Origin of the sequence: Bacillus sp. FSL W8-0629, assembly GCF_038593225.1 — a bacterium.
In the GTDB taxonomy this organism is placed as follows: domain Bacteria; phylum Bacillota; class Bacilli; order Bacillales; family Bacillaceae; genus Bacillus; species Bacillus altitudinis.
On the sequence record NZ_CP151975.1, the window covers coordinates 2,962,054 to 2,987,184 of the forward strand.

Below are 25,131 nucleotides of genomic sequence, written 5' to 3' on the forward strand. Positions count from 1 at the left end.
CAAGGTAATAAAATAAGAGAATATGAGAATGAAACCGCTTAACAGCTATTTATATCAAGATTCTATATTTTCAAAATATTTTTGTGAGAAAAGCTCCCGAAGCCGGGAAGCTTGAGATTACGCCTGAACTGGCGTTTTGGCTTGCTGATCTTGCAGGACAAGCGCAATATTTTCAGCACATAAATGCATCATGTTTTTTCTCGTTTCAACACTTGCACTTCCGATATGAGGAAGCACTGTCACATTTGGTAATGTCGTTAACGGGTGATCTGGGCTGACTGGCTCCTTGCTAAATACATCCAGACCTGCTCCTGCAATTTTTCCTGTCGTGACAGCATCATATAAAGCATCTTCGTCTACCGTCTGCCCTCTGGAAACGTTGATGAAGTAAGCCGTGTTCTTCATCTGCTCAAATGCTTTCTTATTAAACATTTCTTTCGTTTCAGGCGTTAAAGGCGTCAAACAAACGATGAAATCAGACTGCGTAAGCAGCTCATCAAATGCGGCATAGGTCACACCTAGTTGCGCTTCTGCTTCTGGCTTTCTTGAACGATTATGATAAAGAACATTCATATCAAAACCTTTTGCCCGCTTGGCCAGTGCGGTTCCAATACTGCCCATTCCGACAATCCCTAACGTTTTATGATGAACATCAGCACCAGCTAGAAGAAGCGGCCCCCAGCCTGTCCAGTTCCCATCCTTAATCCAATCACTCGCTTCGACAATTCGTCTTGCTGACGCCATCAAAAGCGCAAAGGCTAAATCAGCCGTCGATTCTGTTAAGACGTCCGGTGTATGACATACCGTGATCCCGTGCTTTTTAGCTGCCTTTAGATCAATATTGTCATAGCCGACCGCGAGATTCGCGACCACTTTTAGATTTGGAGCATTTGATAAAAGTGCCTCATCTACTTGATCTGACAGCATCGTGAGCAGCCCATCTGCTTGAGCCGCTTGTTTTTCTAACTCTTCTCTTGGACACGGCTCATCCTCGCTCGTCCACATATCAATATGAGCGACTTCTTTTAATGGTGTAAGTGTTGTTTCATCAAGCTTTCTTGTGATATAAACATAAGGTTTCGTCAAGAAGAACACTCCTTTGGTTGATTTCTTTAAGCATAACGAAAAACGCCTCAAGAGAAAAGAGACGTTTCGTCTGTTCACTGAAACTTCAAATCAGCGGATTGATGAATCCATCCAACAGGAGGAATGAGATGCCCACCGCTGCGCATGGCACTCAATTCTTGAAACACCTTGAGAAAATATTCGTAGCGGTTCGCATCATTTAAAACGTAATCTAATCGTTCTTCATAATAAGATTTTTCATTTTCTCCTGACATATAATAACCTTCGACAATTTCAAAATAATGAAGCGGAAACAGAAGACGGCTGTACAGCAGTCGCTTTGAAAATGATGAAAGAGGCGTAACCTGCTCATATTGCTGCAAAAAGGAAAATCCCTCTTCAATTAAATCCTCCTTATGCTGGACAAAGGTTTCTCTTAAATATTCCGCGATATCTCTTGTTGGATGGTCAAATACCCAGTCAACAGGTAAACGAAGCGGCTGCTCATGTGGCCAGGTCATACGTGAAAAGCGCTGATGACAAACAGTTCCTGAATCACATTCTTTTGGTTCATCATCAAGCTCTGTATCCACTAAATATTGAATGGCATTTTCCGTTAATCCGAGATAATACGGAAAGGATTCAATGAATTTCTTTTCAAATCGTTCAAGTGGTTTTTGATGCATTTGCTGCATCCAAAAGCCTTCCAGCTGGTCTAACCGTTTTGCCCATAATTCCTTCCAAGCTCCGACACGTTTTGTTTCAGACACCTCATAAGGAAATCCTCTCCCCCTGACATGAAAGGCCGCCAGCTCTGATGCGTGCTGAAATGAGCGGCTTGTAACACGCGGTGCTGCCTTTAATAGAGCGTACAGTTCTTTTCCATGGGTAAAAGTCGGTTTCTCTTCGTTTGTTAATTCAAACACGGCAACGTATGGGTCACCGTCATTCAGTAAATACTGACTGATATGATAAAGCTCTGTGAGTTCTTCTTCTCGCAAATGAGACACGGGAACAATGATGAAGAGAGCTTTCGCCGTTTGAAAGCTCTGATAACTGCCATATGGCATAAATTGACGCACATCAATACCAAATGTGTGATAAATGGTTTCTTTCATGATTTCACCTGCGTTCATAAAATCAGTCTCTTATCATATCGTAGTCGCAGGTTGAGGGATTTATGAATACTATTTACTATCCGAAGCTATTTCACACGTTGTGGACAAATTACGAGGATTGGGTGAGGAACATGCCGCATCATCATGAGATGAACGAAGTAGAAAAAACAGCAAGACGCCGTTTACAAGAACGAGGCGTAACCATTCAAGATATAGCAGACCTTGTCTTCTTTTTACAGGAAAAATATCATCCTGGCTTAGACATGACAGAGTGCATCCACAATGTGGAACGTGTCATCGCAAAACGTGAAGTCCAAAATGCCATCTTAACAGGCGTTGAACTAGATGTTCTCGCTGAGCAAAAAAAGCTGACAGAACCGCTGCAATCCATTCTTGAAACAGATGAAAGTTTATATGGTGTGGATGAAATTTTATCCTTTGCCATCGTTAATATTTATGGCTCCATCGGCTTTACGAATTACGGATATATCGACAAAGAAAAACCAGGGATTCTTGGAAAACTCAACGATAAATCCTCAGGCGAATGCCACACCTTTTTAGATGACATTGTCGGTGCTATTGCTGCGGCAGCATCAAGCAGACTTGCACATAGTGCGAGAAATGCAGAATAAAACACAAAAGAGGACGTGCGTCTGACGCTTGTCCTCTTTTCATTAAGATAATCGTTCAATCCACTCAGATAATGAATCAATGACATAGGTTGGCTGTTTGTCATATTTCTGAAGCAGCTCTTTTGTCGTGACGCCTGTATGGACAAGCAGTGTATCCATCCCTGCATTCATCCCTGCCATAATATCGGTATCATAGTTATCGCCCACCATGAGCGTCTCTGACACATCTGTCCCGAGCACCCGCATGGCCTGTTCCATAATGATAGACTCTGGCTTCCCGATAAATGTTGGCTCCACTGTTGTCGTAACCGTCAGCACAGATGTTAACGATCCATTTCCAGGTAACAGCCCTCTTTCTGTCGGAATGGCAATATCTCCATTTGTTGAAACAAATTGTGCACCTTGACGGATCGCAATGGCTCCTACCGCTAGTTTTTCATATGTAATACTGCGGTCTATTCCAACGACAACGAAATCAGCGTCTTCTTGACCAAACGACAGTCCTTTTTCTTCGATGGCCTGCTGAATGCCTTCTTCTCCGATCACATACACCGAGGCATCTTTCTTTTGTTCTGCGATATAGTTTGCCGTCGCCATACTGGTTGTAAAGACTTGTTCTTCCGTTGCTGGAATATCGAATGAAACCAGTTTTTCTGCTACTTGCTTCGGCGTGCGTGAAGAGTTATTCGTGACAAACAAATAAGGGATGTTCAACTCATTTAACTTGTGAACAAATTGCCCCGCCTCTTCGATCTTTTCTGTTCCTTTATACATCGTCCCGTCTAAATCAATTAAATAGCCTTTGTATTTCATGCTGCATACAACTCCAATGGTTTATTTAAACGCTGATACTGGTCCAAGCTCCTGCTCCAAGTAAGTGCGAATTCGATTCGGGAAGACTTGCAGCGCCTGTTCTACCTCACTGATGACCTGCAACAAATCGTGATGAACCACTTCTTGGTATTGCTGAACAAGTGTTTTACGGCACGAGACCAGTTTTTTCAGGTGAGTGCCTTCTTCTGTTGGTACAACTTTTTCGTCCACAAGAATATCCATGATGTCGTCATAGCTTCCTGGGTCCCGCATGATAAAGCCGTCAATCATATCATTTCCTGTATCAAGAATACATTCGACGAGCAAATGAACAATTCGTTCCAGCGCTTTTTTTTCTAAAGGGCTTGACCATGTTTGATGACTGCGCATCAAATTATATTGCTCCTCAAAAAAACGTAATGTCTCTTCAATCTTCTTTCTGTCTACGAAATACATCATGACGCTCCCCTTTGCGTTATTTTCTAATCCGCTTTAAGACAAAATAGGCACAGCCAAAATTACAGTATTCATAAATGTATTCATCGAGTGTACTGATTTTTGTATCGAATGTGGCCTTTTGGTTTTGGTCATCAAAGAACCCCTTCAGCCTAAGCTGGTTATAGCCCCAATCCCCCACAATATAATCATACTTATTTAAAATATCTGAGTACCTTGCTTTAAACGCTTCCTCATCAAAGCCGTCTTTGATTTCTCTGACAAGATCAAAGGTAGCATTCTGAATGACGATCATCTTCTCACCTCTTTTTAAACGATCCACCTTTAATGATAATTCATTGGAACAACTCCATCAATTGCTAAAGCATGTTTTTTCCGATTTAGCCGAAGCTAAAGAAAAAAGGAGGTCACATTTATGATGAAACAACTGACAGCCACTATTCTCCTATGCATGCTTTTAGGCGGGTGCGGCTTTCAATCCGGCATGAACCGGCAAGTGGATGAAGATTCTTCCAGTAAGACAATTCGCCTGTCTGATCGTCATGAAGGAAATAATTCCAACATGCCAGAAGCAGATACGAATCGAGCAGGCTATGTTCGTTATCAGCGCCAGCAAGTAACCGATCAGAAGGAAAGAACCCCTGCTTTAAATCGTGAGCATCTTGCCCACGTGATTACAAGTTTAGCCATTCAGCTGCCAAATATAAAGGATGCAGCAACACTTGTCACAGACGAGGATGCCCTCATTGTGTATCGAACAGGCAACAAAAACCGAGATGAATCAGCCGATCAAGTGAAAAAAACAGCGGTTTCTGTTCTCCCTCGTTATTATCATGTGTACGTCTCTGATAACCCAGAGCACTTTCAATCCATTGCCAATTTTTCACGTCTTCAAACCAACTCACGTGATTTTGATCAAATTTTAACGAAAACGATTCAACAAATGAAATACTCTCCTCAAGGCGGAGATATTTCAACGAAAGAAGATGCCAATGGCATGACGAATTCCGATCGGACCATGAGACGAAACGCACCTTACGGCCAAAATTAATACGAGAAAAAACGCCAGAGAGCTCTGGCGTTTTCTTTGTTATGCTTGCGCTTGACGCTTCTTAGACGCTTCGTTTACTTGTTCGTCTGCATGATAAGAAGAACGGACAAGCGGTCCAGCTTCACAGTGGCTAAAGCCTTTTGACATGGCAATTTCCTTCAGCTCTGCAAACTCATCTGGATGGTAGTATTTTTGCACTTTCAAATGCTTTTTCGAAGGTTGTAAATACTGACCAATTGCCATGATGTCGACGTTATTAGCAAGAAGATCATCCATAACTTCAATGATTTCTTCCTTCGTTTCACCGAGCCCAATCATAATGCTTGATTTCGTTGGAATGTCAGGCTGCATTTCTTTTGCACGACGCAAGAATTCCAATGAACGATCGTATGTAGCCCGTGCACGAACTCTTGGTGTTAACCTGCGTACTGTTTCAATATTGTGATTTAAAATATCAGGGCGTGTATCCATTAACGTTTTCAAATTATCATAATTGCCACCCATGTCTGAAGGGAGAACTTCAATTGTTGTGAATGGACTTTTTCTTCTAATGGCACGAACAGTTTCAGCAAATACGCCTGCTCCGCCATCTTTTTGGTCATCCCTTGCAACCGCTGTTATAACAGCGTGCTTTAAATTCATCAAAGCCACTGAATCTGCCACGCGTTCTGGCTCTTGCAAGTCTAACTCAGTAGGAAGTCCGGTTTTCACCGCACAGAAACGGCATGCGCGCGTACAAACAGATCCGAGGATCATAAATGTAGCAGTTCTTCTCACTGCCCAGCATTCGTGAATATTCGGACATTTCGCTTCCTCACAAACGGTATGCAGGTTGTTTTCCCGCATCATTTTTTTCAAACCGGTATAGTTTTCATTCGTATTCAGCTTAATTTTAAGCCAGTCCGGTTTTCTTACGTGCTCTTCCTTCTTTGCCAATTCCATCATCTCCATATGAATTCGTTAAAGGTGCATATACAATCATCTTCCTGCTATATACGATGGATGCAGCTGTTGCCGCAAAAAATTGAATCTTCGGCCTAAGGCCTTTTCTTTAGACACTTTAACATAGTACAGATTGAACAACAAGGGAATGAGCTGCAAAAATACCCAAAAGACTCCTAAAATAACAGAAGAAAATTACTAACATTTTCTTCTTATGAAATAACGTGATCAAACCACACTAAACGGTAGAAGGTATGTTCGAAGAAAGGAGATGGACGTTTGTGAAAGTGGTTTTAGCGATCATCATCGCTCTTTCAATGATTCCCGCATCAGTCCATGCACAAGGGGCAAACAAACAGCCCGATGAATTAAAACAGCGAATGGCACTGTATGAAAAGATCGCCATCACCACACAGGTCCCGTGGTATGTACTTGCTGCGGTTGATCAGTATGAACACAATATACGCAAAAGCAGAAGAGATTTACCAAAACAAACAGGTGTGATTGGCATCTACATTCCCCGGGAAATGTGGATGGGACCAGAAAATCCCAATAAGCAGGATACCTCTCCATTAAGCATTAAAGTGTTTGACGGTATTGGACTTGATGGTAATGGGGATGGAAAAGCGGAAATCGATAACGATGAAGATGTCCTGTTCACGTTTGCTCAATACTTGCTCCATTACGGCAGCAGCATCGATCAATTAAAAATTGCGCTGTGGGATTATTACGGACGTGATCAAACCGTTGGAATCATTTCATCTTTTATGAAGCTCTATAAGCATTACGGCCATCTTGACCTTGGAAAGCATGCGTTTCCTCTTCCGGTTGGCGCTGACTACAGCTACAGGAGTACATGGGGTGATGCGAGAGGCTTTGGAGGCAGAAGAATTCATGAGGGCACTGATCTGTTTGCTCATTACGGTCTTCCTGTTCGTGCGACATCGTACGGCGTAATTGAAATGAAAGGCTGGAACCGCTTTGGCGGTTGGCGGATCGGCATTCGAGATATTCATAATCATTATCATTATTTTGCCCACTTAAATGGCTTTGCAAAAGGACTCAAAGCTGGGCAGATTGTAGAACCTGGTCAAGTCATCGGATCAGTCGGAAGCTCCGGTTACGGTCCACCTGGCACAGCAGGAAAATTCCCGCCACACCTTCATTACGGCATGTATAAAGACAATGGACGAACTGAATGGTCGTTTGATCCTTACCCTCATTTAAGGGCATGGGAAAGAGCCGAGCGGAAACGTCGATAAATAAAAGGAGAAGTTTAGCGATACCGCTTGCTTCTCCTTTTGATATGTATCAACATTTCCCCGGTCATCACTTGTCTACAGTTACTGCTTATGCTTCTCTTTCAATCCTAAAACTAAAAAAAGAATACCCATGATGAAAAAAAGGAGATACACAACTGTTACTTCGAGTGGAATCATGTCAAACATCCCTCTAAATAAGTCGACACTCAAACTGTCACTCCCAGCTAATAATATCGATGCTGACATATACTTAGCACTAAATACAATGGCAAATACTAAAAAACAAAACCCGCTTACATGAATTTTCTTCATATCAATCAAATCCTCCTCTCACCTTCATAACAGACGATCGTGAAAAACAGCCTTCAGGATAGCTACACTATTCAGAAAAGGAAAACAATGAACATTTATCATGGCACGTGATCCGTATGGAATCAAGTGGTTAATTAGGATAAGATGAACAGATCACATAAAAAAAAGTCTAAGCATCACAGCCAATGAAAGATTACTTCACAAAGAGTTAGGAGGTTGTTTTTTGAAAAGAGGAATGACTTTTACCATTCCAAATGAATACGGAGTCTTCCTTGGAGAAGTGCTAAAACCGATCGACATCACCAAATTCAGCTGGCGAATCGATACCGAAGACTCGAATATACTAGTTGATGGCCAAAAAGATGAAGAACTTTTTCCTGAAGGTAAAACAGAAATGGACGGTATAGAACTCAAACACCTCATTGAAAACAAGACGCATTATATGATTTTCGCCGATTTACAAGCATATCCAAAAGGGACATTGTCTCATATTAAGACCTATGAAGAATTTATTGAAAGCCAATGCGAGCTTGTTCTTTTAGTGGCCGATTGCTCCTATGTCACGATCTATTGCAAAAATAAGGGAACACTCGAATGGCTATACAAGAATGCAGTTGAATGTGGATTTGAAGACGTGACCTATATCACCGATGAAAATGATGCAAGGACAAGACTGTCTGTTTCGTAACAACAAAACGTTCATCACAAAAACACTATATGCAATCACAGTGTATGAAAAAACAGCCCAATCCGTCCATTGGGCTGTTATTCTTTCTTCTCCTTTTTTTCTGGCAGAACAATCGATGGAGCGCCTGAATTTGTTCCGCTGCCATTATAATAATCTGGGACATCTCCTTGAACGGCTTGAATGGAGACAGGCACGGAGTTTTTGACGACGATGGTTTCTGAGGCGAATGGGATGATGACTCTCACCTTCACCTCAATGAGTACACTAATATCAATCAAGGCATTGTTGATGCCATAAGGCTTAATGTTTTTTTCAACGTCCGTATGCGGGTCACCAATGACACTGAATCGTACAGGCACTTTTGGTCCTAGGTTGGCGATAAGTGCATTTCCGGACGCTTGCCCAAGCGGAATGTTATATATAATGCCGTCATGTCCATCTGTTTGATCCTTTAATGCTTCTTTTGCCTCTTTTTGAAAATTCCCCTTTTCAATGTCCTCTAGATTTTTTTGAAGGTGACGTGACAGGTCAGCCATTGCTTTCGATGTTGCTTGCGCATTGAAGTCGATAGTTGTCACTTTTCCGTTCTCACTTGTATTCATCACAACCATATCCTTCATATTCTCCTGATCATCTGCAAAATCCTGAACAGAATATTGGATGAGATGATTGGCGATTCGTTCTGTTTCTAGTTCAGCAATGTGAATCAACGTTGGTTTAATGGAACGATTGATGAAGAATAGGCTAATGACAGTTGAGAGCACAAAAAATAATATGGCAAGCAGCATGACATAACGAAATGGCAGAGGGCCCTTTTTATAGGGGCGATAACGGCGGTTCAATCTCAATAAAAAATCCCCCCTTCTCCATTACAAGTGTATGCAGACAGGCGGGGGGATAGGAATCATCTGTTCATTTTATTTCACCATTTTTAATAATGCATCTCTTCCAATTGTGCCAGCATGAATGCCGAGCGACTCAGCGGCATATGTCACAGATTCTAAAGGTGCATCCAGCAATTGCTCGATGGTTCTTACACCGACTGCTCTTCCTGCGATGATTCCTCTATCTGCAAGCTTTTCATTTAGGAGCCCGACATCAAGTGCACCGCACATAATATAACCATGCTCATTTGTCACTGCCATGAAATTGGTCTTTGGCAGTTTGACGGTGACGGCTGTAAAGGAATGGCCATCAATTGTAATAGGTGTTAAATTCACCATATCCCTTCACTCCCTTCAACACAATCTATGTGAAGGGAGGGCAAGTGTTGTTAGGCTGGAGCGGATTTCACTTTGCGTCCTTCAATCGCCAGCTCAGGACATCACGTAAAAATTCCGGCATGAAATATTCAATGTGTTCATGGTCACGTATATGGGGAAAAAGAGAACCAAGTGTATACATATCTACTGTGCCAACTGTATAGGACACGTCCTCTTGGATCAGCTCGCCGTTTACATAGACCTCTTTTACTCGTTTGGCTTCGCCCTCTTCTAATGAATAAGTCAAACCGCTGTATAGCATTTTCCCCATCAGTTCGCCTCTAAAGCCAAAGCCTTTGATGCGTAGCTGTTCCATTTTTTCTTCACAGCCACGAGACACTGTTTCGACCAATTGCTTCCCAGTAAGTGTCACCCTGATTGGATTAATGGGATGCGGGCATATCCGGTGAATGTCTTCTCTTGTGACGATGCCAGCCTCTAATGAATCAAGCACCATCCCAGCATTCATCATGCCGATATCTGCCTCGCACCATTCTTTAATGGCATCTGTTAAAAGTTGCGGAAGCTGAGAGTCATCAAACCACTTTGTTTCGAGCTTTGATTTAATGGATGTCACTTTTTCCTGCATGAGTGACTTCGCTCGTCTTTCTGCTTTCTGTAAAGTCGTGATCGCTTCATCGGATTCACTGATCAGCTGGTCCACTGATTGCACCGTCGCTTTTTTCTCGATGAGCTCGCTACTCGCTGTGTCAATGGTCAGCTCGACACAGCCAATATAATGCCCATACTTTTCAGCACATGCAAGAAGAACGCCATTATCCATCTCGCCCTGTTCTAAAAGATGATGCGTATGTGAGCCTAAGATGATGTCGATTTCCGGGAAGTCATGGGCTACCTCTCGATCATGGATGATGCCTAGATGGGAAAGAAGAACAATGACATCGGCTTGTCCTTTCACTTCTTGTAGCATCTCCCGTATGCTCTCAAATGGGTCTGTAATGTCCCAGCCCAGCTTTTCATAGACAGGTGTATACGCAATGGTCACCCCTAAGACGGCGATCTTCAGTCCATTTTTCAACGTGATCACTTCATAAGGCTTTGCCCACGATGGTCTTTTGCCTTTTTCAAATAAATTAGATAAAATCACCGGGAATTGCGCGTCTTTGTACAATTGGTCGAGCTGCTCATGAGGCAACGTAATGCCTTCATTATTACCAATTGTGACTCCATCATAGCCAAGCTGATTGAGAAGTTTGACATTCACTTTTCCATAATCCGCTTCTGATACAAGGTTTACTCGATCCATATGATCGCCAATATCAAATAAGAGCATCTGATCGTGAACTTGACGCTTTTCTTCAATATAAGCTGCGATTTTTGGCCAGTTTTCAAAGTGGCTGTGCAAGTCGTTTGTATGATATAACCATAGCTTCTGCAGCATGTTGATCTCTCCCTCAAGTTGTCACTGAACCGTCTCGTTCAAATTGAAAGCCACAGCTCTCGTTTAACTAAATAAATCTAACTGCTTCGGGGATAAGCTTGAATACGTCAAATCCAGCAAATCAATCATTTGCTGGCCATTCGCTGCCGCATCTCCGCCTGAGTTATTATTAAATACGACATATACATCTTTCGATTGTTGATGCAGGATGTCGAGGTTCTTTTTCCATTCCTTTAGTTCAGCTTCATTATATAAATATAAGTAACGAACTTCACGCCAGTTCTCATGATCTGCCGGGTGAAGCCAGCCTTGTTTATTTCTTCCGTGGAAACGGACCAATGTTTTGTCACGGTGTGTGGCTTTTATGACTGGCGGTATAGACCCTTCTCCGACTTGCGGTTCATCACAGACGGAATGAATCCACCCTTCTTTCTCCATAAAAGATAAGGTTTGTTCATAAAACTCGTCTGAAAACCAAGTTCGGTTTCGGAATTCGAGTGCACAAGGAATCTCCCCCATCTTCTCCTTACACCATCTTAAATAGTGGACGTGCTCCTTTTTGCAATCAAACCATGGTGGAAATTGAAACAGAACCATCGCCAGTTTCCCTGCTCGAATGAGAGGAGTCAGTGAAAGAATAAAGGCGTCAAACATTTCTTCCTTTGAAGCAAACGGGATCTCGCCTCTTTGATGCCCGGTCATTCCTTGATATGCTTTCACAACAAATTGAAAGGCGTCTGGCGTATCTTTTATCCATTTTTCATGGTTCCGCTCAGGCTGAACAGCATAAAAGCTTGCATCCAGTTCCACAATGGGAAACGTTGATGCGTAGTGAAACAGCTTTTGAGAGCTGCCAATTCTCGGCGGGTACAGACTGTCATGATCTCCCCAGCCAGTTAATCCGATATAAATCATCTATCTCACCTCTTGCCACTTGCTTGTCTAAACGGATTTTCCCATTGAAAGTCTTTGTTTCTTGGGATACCCATCTTTCTGAAAGAAATTCTTCTGTCTACAACATATCATATTTACCCATTTTTCTGAATGAAGATGACTGATGTGAGGTGATTTTGCCCTGCCATCTTTTTTGTGATATTACATCACAACTTTCTATCTAAATTGAATGGAGCTGATAACATAAAATTGATATCAGAGACTTTGACAGCGATTGTCCATTTTTTTATTCATCTTCACCAAAGGCTTCAGCTCTAAAAAAAGGAGAATGAGTGGATATGAACATTGTCGATCATCATGTTGAAGCATTGCAAAAAGTGGCCCAAAGAATTCATCAGCCTGTCTATTTGATCAATCAGTATGGACGTATTCTTTTCACCTCACCCCAAGGTATGACAAATCCAGATTGGATACAAATGCTCCGCTTGTTTCACAGTACGCAGCAGCATTATTTTTCTATGGTTCATTCAAAAGAAAGCGTTTCTGTTTTTCCTATCTATATAAACGAACAAGCTTATGATTATTTAGTCGTTCCAGCCTTCATTCATCCTCAAGACGACATGGGGCTGCATTTGATAATTGAACAAGCTGTACATGCCATGTCCATTTCACGCATCAAACAACATGCCAGCAAGCAATCGACAGAGCGAGCCAAAAATGAATGGTTTCGCAAATGGATGGAGGGGACGATTTCCTCAGAGCAAGATGTTGCCTGTCTGGCACGCATGTTTGGATTAAACACAACGATTCCCTATTTATGTATCGTCTCTCAACTTGATCAGAACAGTCATTTCAGTTGTTTCCTTAAGCAGCAAACCCTTGTAGATGATGTGTTTGCTTTACTTGAAAGCACCCTTTCGCACTGTCCATATCCCGCCTTTCTTTTTGTCAAAGGTGATATCGGCATCTTCCTTATAGAAGAGACTGGCGGCTGGCTGGCAATGAACAAATCGATCTGCTCTTTTTTAAAACAAATGCAGATCCTTATTAAACAGCATGTGAATACCACCATTTCCTTTGGTGTAAGCTTAAGCGGTTATCTTATCACCGATCTGCCAAAAGGATTCAGTGAAGCTGCCCATGCTCTGCAATCAGGCCAGCTCTCATTACGAGCTGAATATATTCAGTTCTATCAAGCAAAAGATGTGTCAGATTTACTGAAGCTCATCCCACCAAAAGATTTAACAACATTCTATGAGCGGTATCTCCACCCATTATATGAACAATCACAAGTCGATCCAAACCTTCTCCACACCTTATCTGTTTATGTCGAAACACATTGCCATATTTCAGAAACAGCCAAACGTTTATCTGTTCATCGCAACACCGTGATATATCGACTGGAGAAATGTGAAGAACTGCTCCAGATCAGCCTAAAAGATCCTGATGCAACATTGCGCTTGCGATTAGCTTTGCGGATTCAAAAGCACCTTTCATCCGGTTCCAATTGAATCTTTTTTTCTTACGCCTCATATATTTTGGAGGAGAAATGTGAATGACAAGGAGTGGTGTCAAATGGATGAGAAGATTCGTCACATCCCGCAACCGATTCGAGACGATGGGGCCGGCGCAACCGATTTAGGCCCGCGAGACGTTCTGCGCGATATGGAGAACCCAGATATGTTCGTTCCCCCTAAAACGGATGCGGGGACGATTCCTAATTTAAAATTTTCATATTCTGATACACATATGCACTTGAATCATGGCGGCTGGTCGAGGGAAATTACCGAGCGAGAGCTGCCTGTTTCAACAACGATTGCTGGTGTAAACATGCGGCTTACGCGCGGAGGTGTTCGTGAGCTTCATTGGCATAAGCAGGCGGAATGGGCATATATGATTTTAGGCAAAGCCCGGATCACATCTGTAGATGCAGAAGGACGGAATATGATCGCTGATGTAGAAGAAGGAGACTTGTGGTATTTCCCGCCCGGTATTCCGCACTCCATTCAAGGTCTTGAGGATGGCTGTGAGTTTCTCCTTGTGTTTGATGACGGTGCTTTTTCTGAATTTGATACGTTTACCATCACAGACTGGTTTGCTCATACACCAAAAGACATTCTTTCTGCTAATTTCGGCGTGCCAATCAAGCTGTTTGACCGCATTCCACATAAACAACGCTATATGTTTCAAGGCTCTTCACCGGCATCCATTGAAAGCCAAACAGTCTCTGATCCATACGGCGGCATCAAACCGCCATTTACCCACCAGCTCCTTCGTCAAAAACCAATCGTGACCTCTGGGGGAACCGTGCGAATCGTCGACTCACGCAATTTTCCAGTATCTAAAACCATTGCTGCTGCACTTGTGGAGGTAAAACCTGGCGGGATGAGAGAAATGCACTGGCACCCGAATAATGATGAGTGGCAATACTATTTAACCGGTACAGCCAAAATGACGGTTTTTGGAGCAGGCGGGACAGCTCGCACCTTTAATTACAGAGCAGGTGATGTTGGTTATGTTCCTTTCGGGATGGGGCATTACATACAAAATATTGGGCAAACGAGCCTTTGGTTTCTAGAAATGTTTAAAAGCGATCGATTTGCTGATATTTCATTGAACCAATGGATGGCCTTAACCCCTCCTCAATTAGTGAAGGAGCATTTGCATGTGGACGATGCATTGATTCATGCGCTGCATAAAGAAAAATCACCAGTCGTGAAGTATGAGCAATGACGAAAAAAACCGATCCATTTGTGCTGATCGGTTTTTTCTATGCTGTCTTTACGATACGGCATGGGAATGTTGCTGCGCTTTTTTCGCCCATAAAATAGAAGCAATGAAACTCATACAAAGCACCAGCGTTCCAAACATAAATGGCAGCTCAATATTCACATCAAATAAAATACCCGCAAGACTTGGCCCGACGATATTCGCAAGGCTCATAAAGGAGGTATTGAGGCCGCCTGCTACCCCCTGCTGATTCCCTGCCATTTTAGATAGTAATGTATTGAGGGCTGGACGAACAAACGAGGTGGCCGATAAAAACAAAATGGAACCCGTAAAAATTAGCCAAAAGGAAGGGGCAAAGCGGCAGGCGATCAGCATAAACGCCGCAGCTAAAAGGGCATACCGGACGACACGCATTTCGCCAAATCGTTTCACAAAGGTATTTACTAAAGCACCTTGAACGATGACACCCGCAAGTCCAGCTACCGTAATGACAAATGCAATATCCTTCGGTGTAAAGCCATGTTTTTGGTCCACATATAAGCCAAAAATCGATTCAAAATGAATGATTCCGAAATTCAAAACAAAGGCCAAGATAAACAAAAAACCATATGGTGTTTTTAAAGCCTGAATCATCTGCGTAAAAGGATTGAAATGAAGCTCTTTATTCAATCGTGCTTCTTCCTGCTTTTCCTTTGTTAAAGTTTCAGGTAAGAACAAGAAAGACAACAGCGTCGACAGAGCTGCAAAGGAACCAGCGATGAGGAAAGGAAAAGCAATCCCAAACTCAACCAAATAGCCGCCTACGCCTGGTCCAATGACAAAGCCTAACGTCATTGCTGCACTAAATAGCCCCATTCCTTTCCCTCGATCCTTCTCACTTGTGATATCAGCGATGTATGCAAACATGGCGGGCATGAGTAAAGCTCCGGCAGCACCACCAAAAAACCGAGACACAAACAGCATCCAAAGCTGATCCGCAAATGCAAAAATAAACTGGGCAATCGTAAAGCCGGCAATCCCGGCAATAATCAATTTTCTGCGTCCAAATCGATCAGTCAGCGCTCCAGCGACGGGTGATAAAGCAAATTGTGTGAGGCCAGTTGCAGCAACGAGGAAACCAAGTGTTTTCCCAGTTGCGCCAAAGGCTTCAATATAACTTGGCATGACAGGAACGATCAGACCAAATCCAAGCATGGCAATAAAAATATTGAGCATTAAAATGTACAATCTGCCCATTTTTTTCATATTAAAACCTCTTTCTTCAAAATAAATGAAAATGATGACAAAAATGATAAGAACTTCTTCAGTATAGCGATATCGCTCTCTATAAGTCTAGTTTTTCAAAAAACAGCGTTTTTTCCCAAATAAAAAATACCCGCTGGTGGCGAGTATTTTGAGAATCCCTTTTTTATTCAGCTTGTTCATAGATGGAAAGAGCCGCCTGTAACCCGGCACCACAATTGATGGCTGCGCCGTATTTCATCAAGATGGCTTCAAGGCCTGCTAAAACAAATAGAATATTTTCCTTTCGGCAGCTATAGCCCATTGAGCCAATTCTCCATATCCGTCCTGCAAGAGGCCCAAATGAACTCGCAATTTCAATTCCAAAATGATGAAGAAGATCAGCCCGGACCGCTTCTCCGTCGATATCACTTGGAATGACGATACACGTCACGACCGGCATTTTGCAGTCTTGATCACCAAATAATTCAAGCCCCATCGCTTCAAGTCCTGCCATTAAAGCCTTTTCATGAAACAAGTGGCGCTGAAAACGTTCCTCCAGACCTTCCTCTAGCACAAGTCGAACCCCTTCTCTCAGTGCATAAAGCATCGTTGTCGCTTCTGTATGATGATTTAACCGCCTCGGGCTCCAATAATCTTGCAGCTGGCTTAGATCAAAGTAATTGCTTTTGATTGGAGAAATGTCTACCTGTTTTTGCAGTTCGTCCTGTGTTGCAATCCCTTTTTCTACTTTCTTTCTCGATTGTACGACGTCTGCCACTCGTTCATTATATGTGATCGGTGACATCCCTGATGGAACAGACAAGCATTTCTGCGAGCCCCCAATTGCCGCATCGATTTTCCATTCGTCTACCTTGACCTCGACACCACCAATTGTCGCCACAGCGTCTACAATAAAAAGCGCATCAAGCGCTCGGCATGCTTCACCAATTTTCTCAAGCGGCTGTATTCTTCCGGTAGATGTTTCACCATGAACCATCGCAACAATTTTCGGCTTGACTTGATGCATCTCTGCGATGATGTCGTCTTGCTTAAAAACCGTTCCCCATTCACATTCCATTGTATGTACCTCAGCACCATAGCGCTGTCCAATTTCAATCAGCAAATGACCGAAGCGTCCAAAGACCGGAACAAGCATCACATCTCCGGGCTCGATCACACTGGCAAGCACAGCTTCAAGTCCTGAGCGGGACGTCCCATCAATTGGATAAGCCCATTCATTTTCTGTTTGAAAAAGTGATCGTAATAAGGTCATCGTTTCATTCATGATCTCTGTAAATGCAGGATCAAATTGACCAAGAATTGGTGTACTCATCACTCGAAGGACTCTCGGATCTACTTCGACAGGTCCTGGTGTCATAATGGTTCTAGTAGGTGTGTGTAGTTCTTTCACGTTATCCATCCTCTCCCTTGCTGTGTCCATCCTTATATGCCCACTTATACAGCAATGCTGATAAAATAGCAATCTCTTTTCTTACGAATTGGTTACATAAAATTTACGATAAATCCATTTATTTCTTTATGGCAATATGATAGAACTAAAGAGTATACATTCCCTATGAAGGAGGAAATAGAATGAAAAGATCTTTATTTGGAACTGTGGCCGCCGGAATCATGATTTTCGGTACATTTGCCGCTCCGCTGCCTCCCGCTGCAAATGCTCAAGGCTTTACTCTGAATGAACCGAGTCAAACCATCACCTTTTCCCCGTTACAGCTACAAACCGAAACATCTGCTCAACATGCGAAAACAACCGCTTCAAGTCAAATTGATTCCTATTACCAATCTGCTGCTGGCAAATCTGGGCCTGCTCTTAAGAAAGCATTACACGATATTATTGATGATCATACGCAGCTATCCTACAGCCAGGTTTGGGATGCATTAAAGAAAACGGATGAAGATCCAAAAAATCCAAGCAATGTGCTTTTGCTCTATAGCGGTATCTCCAGGTCAAAGCAAGCAAATGGAGGAAACGTGGGACAGTGGAACCGGGAGCATGTGTGGGCTAAATCTCACGGCAATTTTGGGACGAGCCAGGGACCTGGTACAGATCTCCATCACCTTCGGGCAACAGACGTACAAACGAATAGCACACGAGGAAATTTAGATTTTGATATAGGCGGAAATGAATACAAGGGAGCGCCGGGCAACTTCTACGACAGCGACTCATTTGAACCTCATAGCCGGGTGAAAGGAGATGTAGCAAGAATGCTCTTTTATATGGCTGTCCGATATGAAGGTGATGACCGTTTCCCAGATTTAGAATTGAACAACAAAGTGAATAATGGAAGCGCCCCTCTTCACGGCAAAATGTCTGTCCTATTGAAATGGCACAAGCAAGATCCAGTCGATCAAATCGAACGGAATCGTAACGAAATCATCTATCAAACGTACCAGCACAATCGCAATCCTTTTATTGATCACCCTGAATGGGTAAGCGATATTTGGGAATAAAAAAGAGAGGCACTGCTATGAACAAGCAGTGCCTCTTTCCATTACTATCTCTATAAAAGATGATCATACAACATCAAACACACTTCTTATCTTATAAAGATTCTGATCATTATGTTATGTTTATTCCCCCAATTTACTAATAATAATTCTTTCTACATTGCGATCTAAACAGAAAAATTCTATTTTGATATCATGCTTTGAATCCTTATAGCCTAAAATTTCATATCCCTGATCGTCATTTCTACGATAATAGTTTTCACCTAGATAATTATAGATATCTTTTTTAGTTGAATGAATATTTATTGTGTTGTTTATATTACTTTGATTATTTTCTAAAGAGATTGCCACTATTTCTTTTCTATTATTCACTTTGAAATAATTTGAATTTGAAGTTTTAATCCACTCGTTTTCACTATAGTTTCTCTTTATTAATCCCAACTTCAATTCTCCCACCTTTAATTCAGTAAGATTTGTACTTTTTACTTTAAGAAAAGAGATGTGGTTTTTAAGTGGTTGAATGAAGAACAAGCCAATGATGATGATGAAAATAAAGATGATATATATGATAATTTTTTTCATATCAGTTCCTTCCATAAATGATTATATAATGAAACAATATAACATAAATATCATATTTAAATTTACTGTATAAATATTTAAGAAAAATCTAATCTAATAAAAAAACACCTTGCATAAGGTGTTTTTTTACTTTAGCGGACAGACGAGACAATAATCAAGGCTCTCTGATTTTTTCTCAAGCTTATAATACATACAGCAAGTCTTTCGATTTGATGTGTCTAGCAAACTTTCATCTAAATTTAAGCTGTGCTGAAAAGGATTTTGCTTCGCTCCGAAAAGATCACCCGATGCCTTCTTCAGAAACAAATAATCCTCCCGTACGCGCTCTTTCATTTTAGGCTCTTCCGTTTCTCGCATCATGCTACGGTAAAGAGAATTGATACGTACCGCTACATTTTCCCATAAAATCGAATACGGAAGTCTTGAAGTACGTTTCAATACATCTAAAAGAGGTGTGACACACTGCGTAAATAGCATGCGGACGACCTGTTCTCTCCACTCATGACGATCTCCTTCTAACTGAACAAATGAACAGAGCGTTTCATCTAGCTCAATTTTACGATCTTCTCTAAAGACACACGCCTCTGGTGAAAACCGGTAGACAGCATCATACATTGTCATCAAGTACAAAGTAGAACTAACAGCTAAATAGGCATAGCGTTTTGAAAACATGGACGCCGCCACTGCTATATTCGGTGCATGCATCGCTTCCTTTTCAGCTTCTAATAAACGTCTGATAGATGCTTCTGAAAAAAGCGCAGCCAGTGTGCGATCAGATGTCATTGGTCCATTTGTGATGTGTACCCCGAAATCAAGTAATTCTCTCTCAACCCACTCTGGCTTCATATCAAAACCCCCATCTTTCGTTTAACGATTTCGCTGTTGATATAACAAATAAATAAAGAACGGTGCACCAATTGCCGCCGTAAAAACACCTGCCGGGACATCTAACGGGAGAAAAGCCGTTCTCGCAACTAAGTCTGCCAGCATCACGAGAATACTTCCAACAAGCGCAGATGCTGGAACAAGCGCAATAAAGGAACGACCGATGATCATCCGTGCCACATGTGGCGCCATCAGTCCGACAAATTCAATACCACCTGCGAATGCAACGGCAATACCGGCTAATGTCACACTCATCAGTAGAAAGAATAACCGCTTCGCCTGAACCTTGACCCCGAGACCTGTTGCAAGATCATCTCCAAGCTCCTTCACATTCATCGTTCTTGCCAGCACCATGACAATCGGTAAAATAATCAATACCCAAGGAAGCATTGCGATGACGTCCTTCATTGTAGAACCATATAAACTGCCCGTCAGCCAGATGTATGACTTGGTCGTGGTCATCGTATCGCTGAGCACAAGAGTAAACGTCACACACGCCTTCATAATGGCGGAAATCCCAATCCCCATCAAGACGAGCGTGATCGGCTTGACGCCTTTTTTCCATGAAAGCAAATAAATGAGGCATGATACCGCAAAAGCGCCTGCAATGGCCCACAACGACTGATAAGCAATAGGCACAGTGCCCATCCAAAAGACGATGAACATAATGGCGCCAAACGACGCACCGCTCGTAATTCCTATGATGTCAGGCGATGCAAGCGGATTTCGAATGAGACCTTGTAAAATAAGCCCCGATACCGCAAGTGCCGCTCCCACTAAAACCGCAAGCAGGGTCCTTGGAATCCTCAACGTATTTAATACAAACGTATTTCCCTCGCCTTGTCCGAAGATATGCAGCAGCACATCAGTAGGCGGAATAAAGCGGCTACCCATACAAAGGCTCAGAATAAATAAACCAAAGGCAACGCCTGTCAATAATAGTAAAATCAAAAACGTCCGCTTTGAAAATTGAAATGAAATGCGCCCGCCCTTTGAACGCACTGTATATGTTTTAGCCACCTGTCTTCAACCCCTTGCGCACGAGATAAACAAATAGAGGCGCTCCTGCAATTGCCGTCATGACACCAATCGGTACTTCCTGCGGCATGATCAGAAAACGAGCGGCAAGATCTGCGACAAGTAAAAGCGACGCCCCTACAACGGCACAATACGGCAGTACCCAGCGGTGGTCAGGTCCAACAAGCTTTTTCACAATATGCGGCACAAGAAAACCAACAAATCCAATGGATCCTGCGACAGCGACGGAACCTCCTGCTAAAAAGACGACAAGTACCCCCATCGTGATTTTCAGCAGCAGTGTACGCTGGCCAAGCCCTTTTGCAATATCATCACCCGATAAAAGGACATTGATCGAGCGGCCAAGAAGCAGCGCCACAATAGTCGCACCTAGAATATAAGGCAAAACAGGAATTAACATATCAATGCTTCTTCCAGACACTGAACCAGCCATCCAAAACAGGATACTTTGAATCGACTGTTCATTCACGATTAAAAGACCTTGTGTAAAGGACGCAAATAGGGCAGATATCGCCGCACCTGCGAGGACAATTTTGACCGGCGTTAATCCATCTCTTCCAATAGAGCCCAATAGAAAAACTAGCATCCCTGCAATCGCTGCCCCTAGAAAAGCTGTCCACATATAACCTGTTAACGACTCGGTAGAAAAGAAAACAATCGAAATCACAATAAAAAAGAGTCCACCTGCATTAATACCTAAAAGATCTGGTGCAGCCAGCGGATTTCTCGTCAATGCCTGCATGAGTGCACCTGAAATCGCTAGACTTGATCCAACAACTGTCGCAATTAAAGCTCTTGATAATCTGGATGTCATGACAATCACACTGTTTGGATCTGACTCATCAAACTGAAGAAACGCATGGATGGTGGCTTTGAGGGAAATTGAGGTTTGCCCAAGAGAAATACTGAGCATAAAAAAGACCAACATCAACACGATGAATCCAGCAAATAGCAGTGCCTTGCTCGAATCCTTTTTTAATAAACTTCTCATCTGATTCCCGCTTTCAATCTGTTATGGAAAAAGGAGAAAATGGTTTTTCACATTTTCTCCTCTGCTACACTTATTTATCAAGCCCTAGACGATCATAAATATCATCAAGCATCATGTTTGCAGCGGTGATACCGCCAGCCATGTTCCAAGTGATTTCATCGACTTTATGCACTTGTTTCGCTTTCACTGCGTCAAGCTGCTTCCATAAAGGATGACTTGTCCACTCTTTATATGCTTTTTCAACTGCTTTATCCTGATCATCCATGAAGTAATAGATCACATCTGCATCCATTTGTGGAATGCTCTCTTTGTCTGTAAGTGTAATGATATCTTGCTTTTTATCTTTGACATTTTTAGGACCTTCAAAGCCTAGCTCTGTTAAAATTGAACCTGCAAACCCAGTTTGATAGATTCTTGCATGATCTGCACGGAAGTTCACCACAGACACACTCATTGGCCAGTTTTTAATGTCTTTCTTTGCTTTTTCTTTGAAGTCAGCGACACGGTCATCCCACTTCGTCAGCAATTCTTTTGATTTGTCTTGCTTGTTTAACGCTTCACCCATTAAATTCACTGTGTCTTTAAAAGTGAACACTGTTTCTGTTGCAACAGTTGGAGCGATTTCTTTCAGCTGATCAAAAATTTGCTCGTGACGGATTTTCGATGCAATGATCAAATCTGGCTTCAGCTTTTCAATTTCTTCTAAGTTTGGTTGTGTTTCCTGCCCAACAATTTTGACACCCTTTAAATCATCTCTTAAATATTTATACGTAGGTGCTTCAAGCCAAGATTCTACAACACCCACTGGTTTAATGCCCATAGCGACGGCTGCATCTGTTGCTCCTTGATACAACGTCACCACACGTTTAGGCGATCCTTTAATTTCAGTTGAACCGATAGCGCTTTCAACGGTTCTTGTTTTCTCATTACTATCTGACTTGCCTTCGCTGCTATTACTGCCACAAGCCGCAAGTAATACGATGGAGAGCACAACTAATAGCGACCAAAAAGATTTTTTGAACATGTACCTCACCTATCCATTCTATATGTAGTCATATCGTTTGATAACGATTCTCATTATCACACTATGATTTTATCATAGAAAAGGATGGTGTCAATGTAAATTTTTAAGAAAAAGGTAGAGTGTTGACTAGTTGTTCAGGTTAAATGGAACTTTTCCACATTTGGATGGTACGCCCAATCTTTTTTCCCGATTCTAGTAAAATGGACAAATGAGTATGGTTTTCTATCACTTGGTAAACAGATTGATTTTTCACCTGCTGATTTGGAAGCGCCAGATATGGATGAAATTTGTCTACGTCGTATAACTCATCCTCGCTTCCAACAAACATGCCATAAGGCTGGTCCAGCCTTGCAAATTGTTTTTGAGGTGCAGATGGCGTTAAGGCAAGAGACATATTGATGGTGATGCCTGTTAAAAGAAGTGGATCTTGTGCAATTACCCATGCTGGGTAGTGAAATCGTACAGCTTCTGAATGCCCCATCAGCCTTCCTTTTGTCATCGCAGATAGCACGAATTTCCAAACTTGAACTGTGGCAAAAGGGACTTGATTAGACTTCGCTGTGTCAGATTTGTAGCCAAATTCAGGAGCAATAAAAAAGTAACCGTCTACTTTTCTTTTTTCATCCCAAGATAGATATTGAAGCAGCAATCCAGCTCCAGAGGAATGACCACAAAGATAAATTGCTCCTTCGTGCTGCTGTTTGATGACATCCACAACTTGCGAAATATCTTGCCACACGTCAGTGACTTTGGGTGTATCCCCCTTCTTTCCTTCAGAATATCCGTGGCCTCTCAAATCCAGCAAAAACACATTCACGTGAAAATCATGTTGCAATGTATAGGCGATATGCTCATAACCAGCCAAGCTGTGAGCGCCTCCGCCATGAATGATGATCACATTGGTCTGCGTGTTTGTTTCTGATAAAAACGGATAATAAGCAAGTCGGATGCCGTCATGTGATTGAATGAACTGTCTTTCTGGAATAGCTACAGGAGCTGCTTCCTGCATACTTGTAAATGAGAACGGTTCTGTTTCGTTCATAATTAACTTTTGACCCCCAACTAGACACGAGAATGGCTAGAGCATTGCTGGCCATCCTCATGTTCGCATCCTATTTTGTCATATCCCTCAAAGGGAACGTCTTACTCTCAATAATGGCGACAATTTGTTTTAACGCTTGGTTCGCTTCGGGAATAGGGAAGACAGGAAAGACGTGATTCATTTTTGGGTATTCGATATAGTTGATGGGAACACCCTGCTTGTCTGCCATCTCTTTGAATTTCCGGGCATCTGGGAGAAAGAATTCATGAGTGCCAATAAAAACAGAAATTCGCCCTAACGATTTGATTTCTCCATAGATTGGGCTGATCAAATGATGTGTTTCATCTGTATCACCTGCATAGGCTTTGCCCGATTCGATTAGTAAATCTAGGTTGAGCATTGGCTCTTTTGGAACCATTTTAGCGATATCAGGATTACTTAATGTCACATCAAGCCATGGTGATAATAGAATCATGTTTCCAGGCTGCGGAAGACCTTTTTTTGCTAAGTATTGAGCAAAGGCGAGCGATAAACCGCCGCCAGCAGAATCACCCATGATGACGATTTTTTCTGGTGTTCCTTTTTCTAAAAGAGCTTGGTAAACTGGGAGAACACTCTCGATTGCATCCATATATTGATGATTCGGTGCTTTTGGATAAACTGGCACATACACCGTACTATTTAATTGCTTCGTCAATCGATCCAAGAAACGCCAATGCCATACGAGCGGCTGCTCAATATAGCCTCCTCCATGTAAAAATAGCACCTGATGATCATCTGGCTGCACATCTGATTTCAACATGTACGTATCGACTGAAAACGCGCTGCTTTTGGTGATGTGATATTTCTTTTTCAACTTCTCAGGCAGCACATAAGGTAATTGATTCGCCATTCTTCGTTCTTCTAAATACCCCTCAACATTCAGTTTCTTCTTTGTAAGTACAAGTAACCATTCAACAAACAAACTTTGAATACTTCGCATACGATCGACCCCTATAGATAGAATGATGACAATCAATGTCTAGGAAAAGAATGGTTTCTCTTTTTCTAAAGCATAACATAAGAACTTGTGAATCCGTTAACTGCTTTGGACAGAATACTTTTTCTATACACCTATTCATTTATGAACAACTGTCTATTTATATTATATTTTCTAGATCCATCATCATCAATTGTCAATCTTTCAATCAATGTTCATTAATAAACACATATTCAAAAACTGTTCATTTAAACACAAAAAAGACGGGTG

Annotated in this window: 27 protein-coding genes; 7 read left to right on the forward strand and 20 right to left on the reverse strand. The window is 42.1% G+C overall.

The genetic code is table 11. From position 1 onward, the window contains the following. Positions 1–117 precede the first annotated feature (117 nt). Both NSQ17_RS15460 and yutH read right to left on the reverse strand, forming a co-directional pair. Positions 118–1,086, reverse strand: a complete 969-nt coding sequence (locus NSQ17_RS15460) for a D-glycerate dehydrogenase (protein WP_017367983.1) — start codon at positions 1,084–1,086, stop codon at positions 118–120. A gap of 74 nt (positions 1,087–1,160) precedes the next feature. After that, the gene (gene yutH, locus NSQ17_RS15465; RefSeq protein ID WP_035389301.1) at positions 1,161–2,201 is read right to left on the reverse strand and encodes a spore coat putative kinase YutH; all 1,041 of its coding nucleotides are present in this window, start codon (positions 2,199–2,201) and stop codon (positions 1,161–1,163) included. A 113-nt stretch (positions 2,202–2,314) separates the two neighbouring features. Between yutH and NSQ17_RS15470 the strand changes: the two genes are divergently transcribed. After that, positions 2,315–2,815 carry a phosphatidylglycerophosphatase A gene (locus NSQ17_RS15470; RefSeq protein WP_024719755.1) on the forward strand — a complete coding sequence of 167 codons (501 nt, stop codon included), beginning with the start codon at positions 2,315–2,317 and terminating at the stop codon, positions 2,813–2,815. A gap of 42 nt (positions 2,816–2,857) precedes the next feature. Here NSQ17_RS15470 and NSQ17_RS15475 read toward each other — a convergent pair whose 3' ends face one another. Genes NSQ17_RS15475 through NSQ17_RS15485 form a run of 3 tightly spaced genes read right to left on the reverse strand, consistent with a single transcriptional unit; the run spans position 2,858 to position 4,379 of the window. After that, on the reverse strand, positions 2,858–3,628 hold the full coding sequence (locus NSQ17_RS15475; protein WP_072368431.1) for a TIGR01457 family HAD-type hydrolase: 771 nt from the start codon (positions 3,626–3,628) through the stop codon (positions 2,858–2,860). A 21-nt stretch (positions 3,629–3,649) separates the two neighbouring features. Next, positions 3,650–4,084 carry a DUF86 domain-containing protein gene (locus tag NSQ17_RS15480; RefSeq protein ID WP_017367989.1) on the reverse strand — a complete coding sequence of 145 codons (435 nt, stop codon included), beginning with the start codon at positions 4,082–4,084 and terminating at the stop codon, positions 3,650–3,652. 19 nt (positions 4,085–4,103) lie between these two features. Further along, the gene (locus NSQ17_RS15485; protein WP_008346837.1) at positions 4,104–4,379 is read right to left on the reverse strand and encodes a YutD-like domain-containing protein; all 276 of its coding nucleotides are present in this window, start codon (positions 4,377–4,379) and stop codon (positions 4,104–4,106) included. A 120-nt stretch (positions 4,380–4,499) separates the two neighbouring features. Here NSQ17_RS15485 and NSQ17_RS15490 point away from each other — a divergent pair, with 120 nt between their 5' ends. Further along, a complete protein-coding gene (locus tag NSQ17_RS15490) occupies positions 4,500–5,135 on the forward strand; it encodes a YhcN/YlaJ family sporulation lipoprotein (protein WP_007500413.1) in 636 nt (211 codons plus the stop codon). A gap of 39 nt (positions 5,136–5,174) precedes the next feature. Here NSQ17_RS15490 and lipA read toward each other — a convergent pair whose 3' ends face one another. Next, positions 5,175–6,071, reverse strand: coding sequence for a lipoyl synthase (lipA, locus tag NSQ17_RS15495; protein ID WP_008360456.1), 897 nt, complete (start codon positions 6,069–6,071; stop codon positions 5,175–5,177). 323 nt (positions 6,072–6,394) lie between these two features. Here lipA and NSQ17_RS15500 point away from each other — a divergent pair, with 323 nt between their 5' ends. Beyond that, positions 6,395–7,339: a M23 family metallopeptidase gene (locus NSQ17_RS15500; RefSeq protein WP_226650614.1), complete on the forward strand. Its 945-nt coding sequence runs from the start codon at positions 6,395–6,397 to the stop codon at positions 7,337–7,339. Positions 7,340–7,420: 81 nt separating this feature from the next. On the opposite strand, the gene NSQ17_RS15505 is transcribed toward NSQ17_RS15500, so the two are convergent. Then, on the reverse strand, positions 7,421–7,651 hold the full coding sequence (locus tag NSQ17_RS15505) for a hypothetical protein (RefSeq protein ID WP_008346846.1): 231 nt from the start codon (positions 7,649–7,651) through the stop codon (positions 7,421–7,423). Between the two features lie 223 nt (positions 7,652–7,874). Here NSQ17_RS15505 and NSQ17_RS15510 point away from each other — a divergent pair, with 223 nt between their 5' ends. Continuing rightward, complete coding sequence (locus NSQ17_RS15510) at positions 7,875–8,339, forward strand: DUF2691 family protein (protein WP_342467574.1); 465 nt, start codon at positions 7,875–7,877, stop codon at positions 8,337–8,339. 77 nt (positions 8,340–8,416) lie between these two features. Here the strand turns inward: NSQ17_RS15510 and yunB are convergent, their stop codons facing one another. From yunB to NSQ17_RS15530, 4 genes are all read right to left on the reverse strand, one after another. Then, positions 8,417–9,187, reverse strand: coding sequence for a sporulation protein YunB (yunB, locus tag NSQ17_RS15515; protein ID WP_007500406.1), 771 nt, complete (start codon positions 9,185–9,187; stop codon positions 8,417–8,419). A 69-nt stretch (positions 9,188–9,256) separates the two neighbouring features. Continuing rightward, positions 9,257–9,562 carry a DUF1805 domain-containing protein gene (locus tag NSQ17_RS15520; protein WP_007500404.1) on the reverse strand — a complete coding sequence of 102 codons (306 nt, stop codon included), beginning with the start codon at positions 9,560–9,562 and terminating at the stop codon, positions 9,257–9,259. 67 nt (positions 9,563–9,629) lie between these two features. Then, complete coding sequence (locus tag NSQ17_RS15525) at positions 9,630–11,003, reverse strand: bifunctional UDP-sugar hydrolase/5'-nucleotidase (RefSeq protein WP_056702661.1); 1,374 nt, start codon at positions 11,001–11,003, stop codon at positions 9,630–9,632. Positions 11,004–11,066: 63 nt separating this feature from the next. After that, on the reverse strand, positions 11,067–11,918 hold the full coding sequence (locus NSQ17_RS15530) for a DUF72 domain-containing protein (protein ID WP_335352259.1): 852 nt from the start codon (positions 11,916–11,918) through the stop codon (positions 11,067–11,069). A gap of 317 nt (positions 11,919–12,235) precedes the next feature. Between NSQ17_RS15530 and NSQ17_RS15535 the strand changes: the two genes are divergently transcribed. Together NSQ17_RS15535 and NSQ17_RS15540 are read left to right on the forward strand one after the other, a co-directional pair. Further along, on the forward strand, positions 12,236–13,408 hold the full coding sequence (locus tag NSQ17_RS15535) for a helix-turn-helix domain-containing protein (protein ID WP_342467575.1): 1,173 nt from the start codon (positions 12,236–12,238) through the stop codon (positions 13,406–13,408). A 64-nt stretch (positions 13,409–13,472) separates the two neighbouring features. Next, positions 13,473–14,630 carry an oxalate decarboxylase family bicupin gene (locus NSQ17_RS15540; protein ID WP_342467576.1) on the forward strand — a complete coding sequence of 386 codons (1,158 nt, stop codon included), beginning with the start codon at positions 13,473–13,475 and terminating at the stop codon, positions 14,628–14,630. A 48-nt stretch (positions 14,631–14,678) separates the two neighbouring features. Here the strand turns inward: NSQ17_RS15540 and NSQ17_RS15545 are convergent, their stop codons facing one another. Together NSQ17_RS15545 and NSQ17_RS15550 are read right to left on the reverse strand one after the other, a co-directional pair. Next, positions 14,679–15,872 carry a tetracycline resistance MFS efflux pump gene (locus NSQ17_RS15545; protein ID WP_008346860.1) on the reverse strand — a complete coding sequence of 398 codons (1,194 nt, stop codon included), beginning with the start codon at positions 15,870–15,872 and terminating at the stop codon, positions 14,679–14,681. Positions 15,873–16,035: 163 nt separating this feature from the next. Beyond that, entirely contained in the window at positions 16,036–17,271 is a 1,236-nt protein-coding gene (locus tag NSQ17_RS15550; protein WP_326378148.1) for an alanine--glyoxylate aminotransferase family protein, read from the reverse strand. A 173-nt stretch (positions 17,272–17,444) separates the two neighbouring features. On the opposite strand from NSQ17_RS15550, the gene NSQ17_RS15555 reads away from it, so the two are divergent. Then, complete coding sequence (locus tag NSQ17_RS15555; RefSeq protein WP_017367997.1) at positions 17,445–18,323, forward strand: endonuclease; 879 nt, start codon at positions 17,445–17,447, stop codon at positions 18,321–18,323. 120 nt (positions 18,324–18,443) lie between these two features. On the opposite strand, the gene NSQ17_RS15560 is transcribed toward NSQ17_RS15555, so the two are convergent. The 7 genes from NSQ17_RS15560 to NSQ17_RS15590 all read right to left on the reverse strand — a co-directional run bounded on the left by NSQ17_RS15560 (position 18,444) and on the right by NSQ17_RS15590 (position 24,864). Further along, complete coding sequence (locus tag NSQ17_RS15560) at positions 18,444–18,902, reverse strand: hypothetical protein (protein WP_249116284.1); 459 nt, start codon at positions 18,900–18,902, stop codon at positions 18,444–18,446. 126 nt (positions 18,903–19,028) lie between these two features. Beyond that, positions 19,029–19,748: an IucA/IucC family C-terminal-domain containing protein gene (locus tag NSQ17_RS15565; RefSeq protein WP_173408254.1), complete on the reverse strand. Its 720-nt coding sequence runs from the start codon at positions 19,746–19,748 to the stop codon at positions 19,029–19,031. Positions 19,749–19,769: 21 nt separating this feature from the next. After that, positions 19,770–20,807 carry an iron ABC transporter permease gene (locus NSQ17_RS15570; protein WP_039168968.1) on the reverse strand — a complete coding sequence of 346 codons (1,038 nt, stop codon included), beginning with the start codon at positions 20,805–20,807 and terminating at the stop codon, positions 19,770–19,772. Further along, a complete protein-coding gene (locus NSQ17_RS15575) occupies positions 20,800–21,816 on the reverse strand; it encodes an iron ABC transporter permease (RefSeq protein ID WP_178897294.1) in 1,017 nt (338 codons plus the stop codon). Before NSQ17_RS15575 ends, NSQ17_RS15570 begins: the two co-directional genes overlap by 8 nt. A 70-nt stretch (positions 21,817–21,886) precedes the next feature. Next, positions 21,887–22,840, reverse strand: coding sequence for an iron-siderophore ABC transporter substrate-binding protein (locus NSQ17_RS15580; RefSeq protein WP_007500381.1), 954 nt, complete (start codon positions 22,838–22,840; stop codon positions 21,887–21,889). A 139-nt stretch (positions 22,841–22,979) separates the two neighbouring features. Beyond that, positions 22,980–23,882: an alpha/beta fold hydrolase gene (locus NSQ17_RS15585; protein ID WP_342467577.1), complete on the reverse strand. Its 903-nt coding sequence runs from the start codon at positions 23,880–23,882 to the stop codon at positions 22,980–22,982. 70 nt (positions 23,883–23,952) lie between these two features. Beyond that, the gene (locus NSQ17_RS15590; RefSeq protein ID WP_327862256.1) at positions 23,953–24,864 is read right to left on the reverse strand and encodes an alpha/beta hydrolase; all 912 of its coding nucleotides are present in this window, start codon (positions 24,862–24,864) and stop codon (positions 23,953–23,955) included. Between the last annotated feature and the right edge of the window lie 267 nt (positions 24,865–25,131).

Excerpts from the sequence above, each read along its gene's own strand:
- NSQ17_RS15520 (WP_007500404.1), bottom strand. The coding sequence starts at position 9,562 with ATGGTGAATTTAACACCTATTACAATTGATGGCCATTCCTTTACAGCC.
- NSQ17_RS15585 (WP_342467577.1), bottom strand. The coding sequence starts at position 23,882 with ATGAACGAAACAGAACCGTTCTCATTTACAAGTATGCAGGAAGCAGCT.
- NSQ17_RS15565 (WP_173408254.1), bottom strand. The coding sequence starts at position 19,748 with ATGAAGCCAGAGTGGGTTGAGAGAGAATTACTTGATTTCGGGGTACAC.
- NSQ17_RS15530 (WP_335352259.1), bottom strand. The coding sequence starts at position 11,918 with ATGATTTATATCGGATTAACTGGCTGGGGAGATCATGACAGTCTGTAC.
- NSQ17_RS15480 (WP_017367989.1), bottom strand. The coding sequence starts at position 4,084 with ATGTATTTCGTAGACAGAAAGAAGATTGAAGAGACATTACGTTTTTTT.
- NSQ17_RS15590 (WP_327862256.1), bottom strand. The coding sequence starts at position 24,864 with ATGCGAAGTATTCAAAGTTTGTTTGTTGAATGGTTACTTGTACTTACA.
- NSQ17_RS15475 (WP_072368431.1), bottom strand. The coding sequence starts at position 3,628 with ATGAAATACAAAGGCTATTTAATTGATTTAGACGGGACGATGTATAAA.
- NSQ17_RS15575 (WP_178897294.1), bottom strand. The coding sequence starts at position 21,816 with ATGAGAAGTTTATTAAAAAAGGATTCGAGCAAGGCACTGCTATTTGCT.
- NSQ17_RS15505 (WP_008346846.1), bottom strand. The coding sequence starts at position 7,651 with ATGAAGAAAATTCATGTAAGCGGGTTTTGTTTTTTAGTATTTGCCATT.
- NSQ17_RS15550 (WP_326378148.1), bottom strand. The coding sequence starts at position 17,271 with ATGGATAACGTGAAAGAACTACACACACCTACTAGAACCATTATGACA.
- NSQ17_RS15535 (WP_342467575.1), top strand. The coding sequence starts at position 12,236 with ATGAACATTGTCGATCATCATGTTGAAGCATTGCAAAAAGTGGCCCAA.
- NSQ17_RS15555 (WP_017367997.1), top strand. The coding sequence starts at position 17,445 with ATGAAAAGATCTTTATTTGGAACTGTGGCCGCCGGAATCATGATTTTC.
- NSQ17_RS15525 (WP_056702661.1), bottom strand. The coding sequence starts at position 11,003 with ATGCTGCAGAAGCTATGGTTATATCATACAAACGACTTGCACAGCCAC.
- NSQ17_RS15490 (WP_007500413.1), top strand. The coding sequence starts at position 4,500 with ATGATGAAACAACTGACAGCCACTATTCTCCTATGCATGCTTTTAGGC.
- yutH (WP_035389301.1), bottom strand. The coding sequence starts at position 2,201 with ATGAACGCAGGTGAAATCATGAAAGAAACCATTTATCACACATTTGGT.
- NSQ17_RS15500 (WP_226650614.1), top strand. The coding sequence starts at position 6,395 with ATGATTCCCGCATCAGTCCATGCACAAGGGGCAAACAAACAGCCCGAT.
- NSQ17_RS15485 (WP_008346837.1), bottom strand. The coding sequence starts at position 4,379 with ATGATCGTCATTCAGAATGCTACCTTTGATCTTGTCAGAGAAATCAAA.
- NSQ17_RS15470 (WP_024719755.1), top strand. The coding sequence starts at position 2,315 with ATGCCGCATCATCATGAGATGAACGAAGTAGAAAAAACAGCAAGACGC.
- NSQ17_RS15560 (WP_249116284.1), bottom strand. The coding sequence starts at position 18,902 with ATGAAAAAAATTATCATATATATCATCTTTATTTTCATCATCATCATT.
- NSQ17_RS15545 (WP_008346860.1), bottom strand. The coding sequence starts at position 15,872 with ATGAAAAAAATGGGCAGATTGTACATTTTAATGCTCAATATTTTTATT.
- NSQ17_RS15540 (WP_342467576.1), top strand. The coding sequence starts at position 13,473 with ATGGATGAGAAGATTCGTCACATCCCGCAACCGATTCGAGACGATGGG.
- NSQ17_RS15580 (WP_007500381.1), bottom strand. The coding sequence starts at position 22,840 with ATGTTCAAAAAATCTTTTTGGTCGCTATTAGTTGTGCTCTCCATCGTA.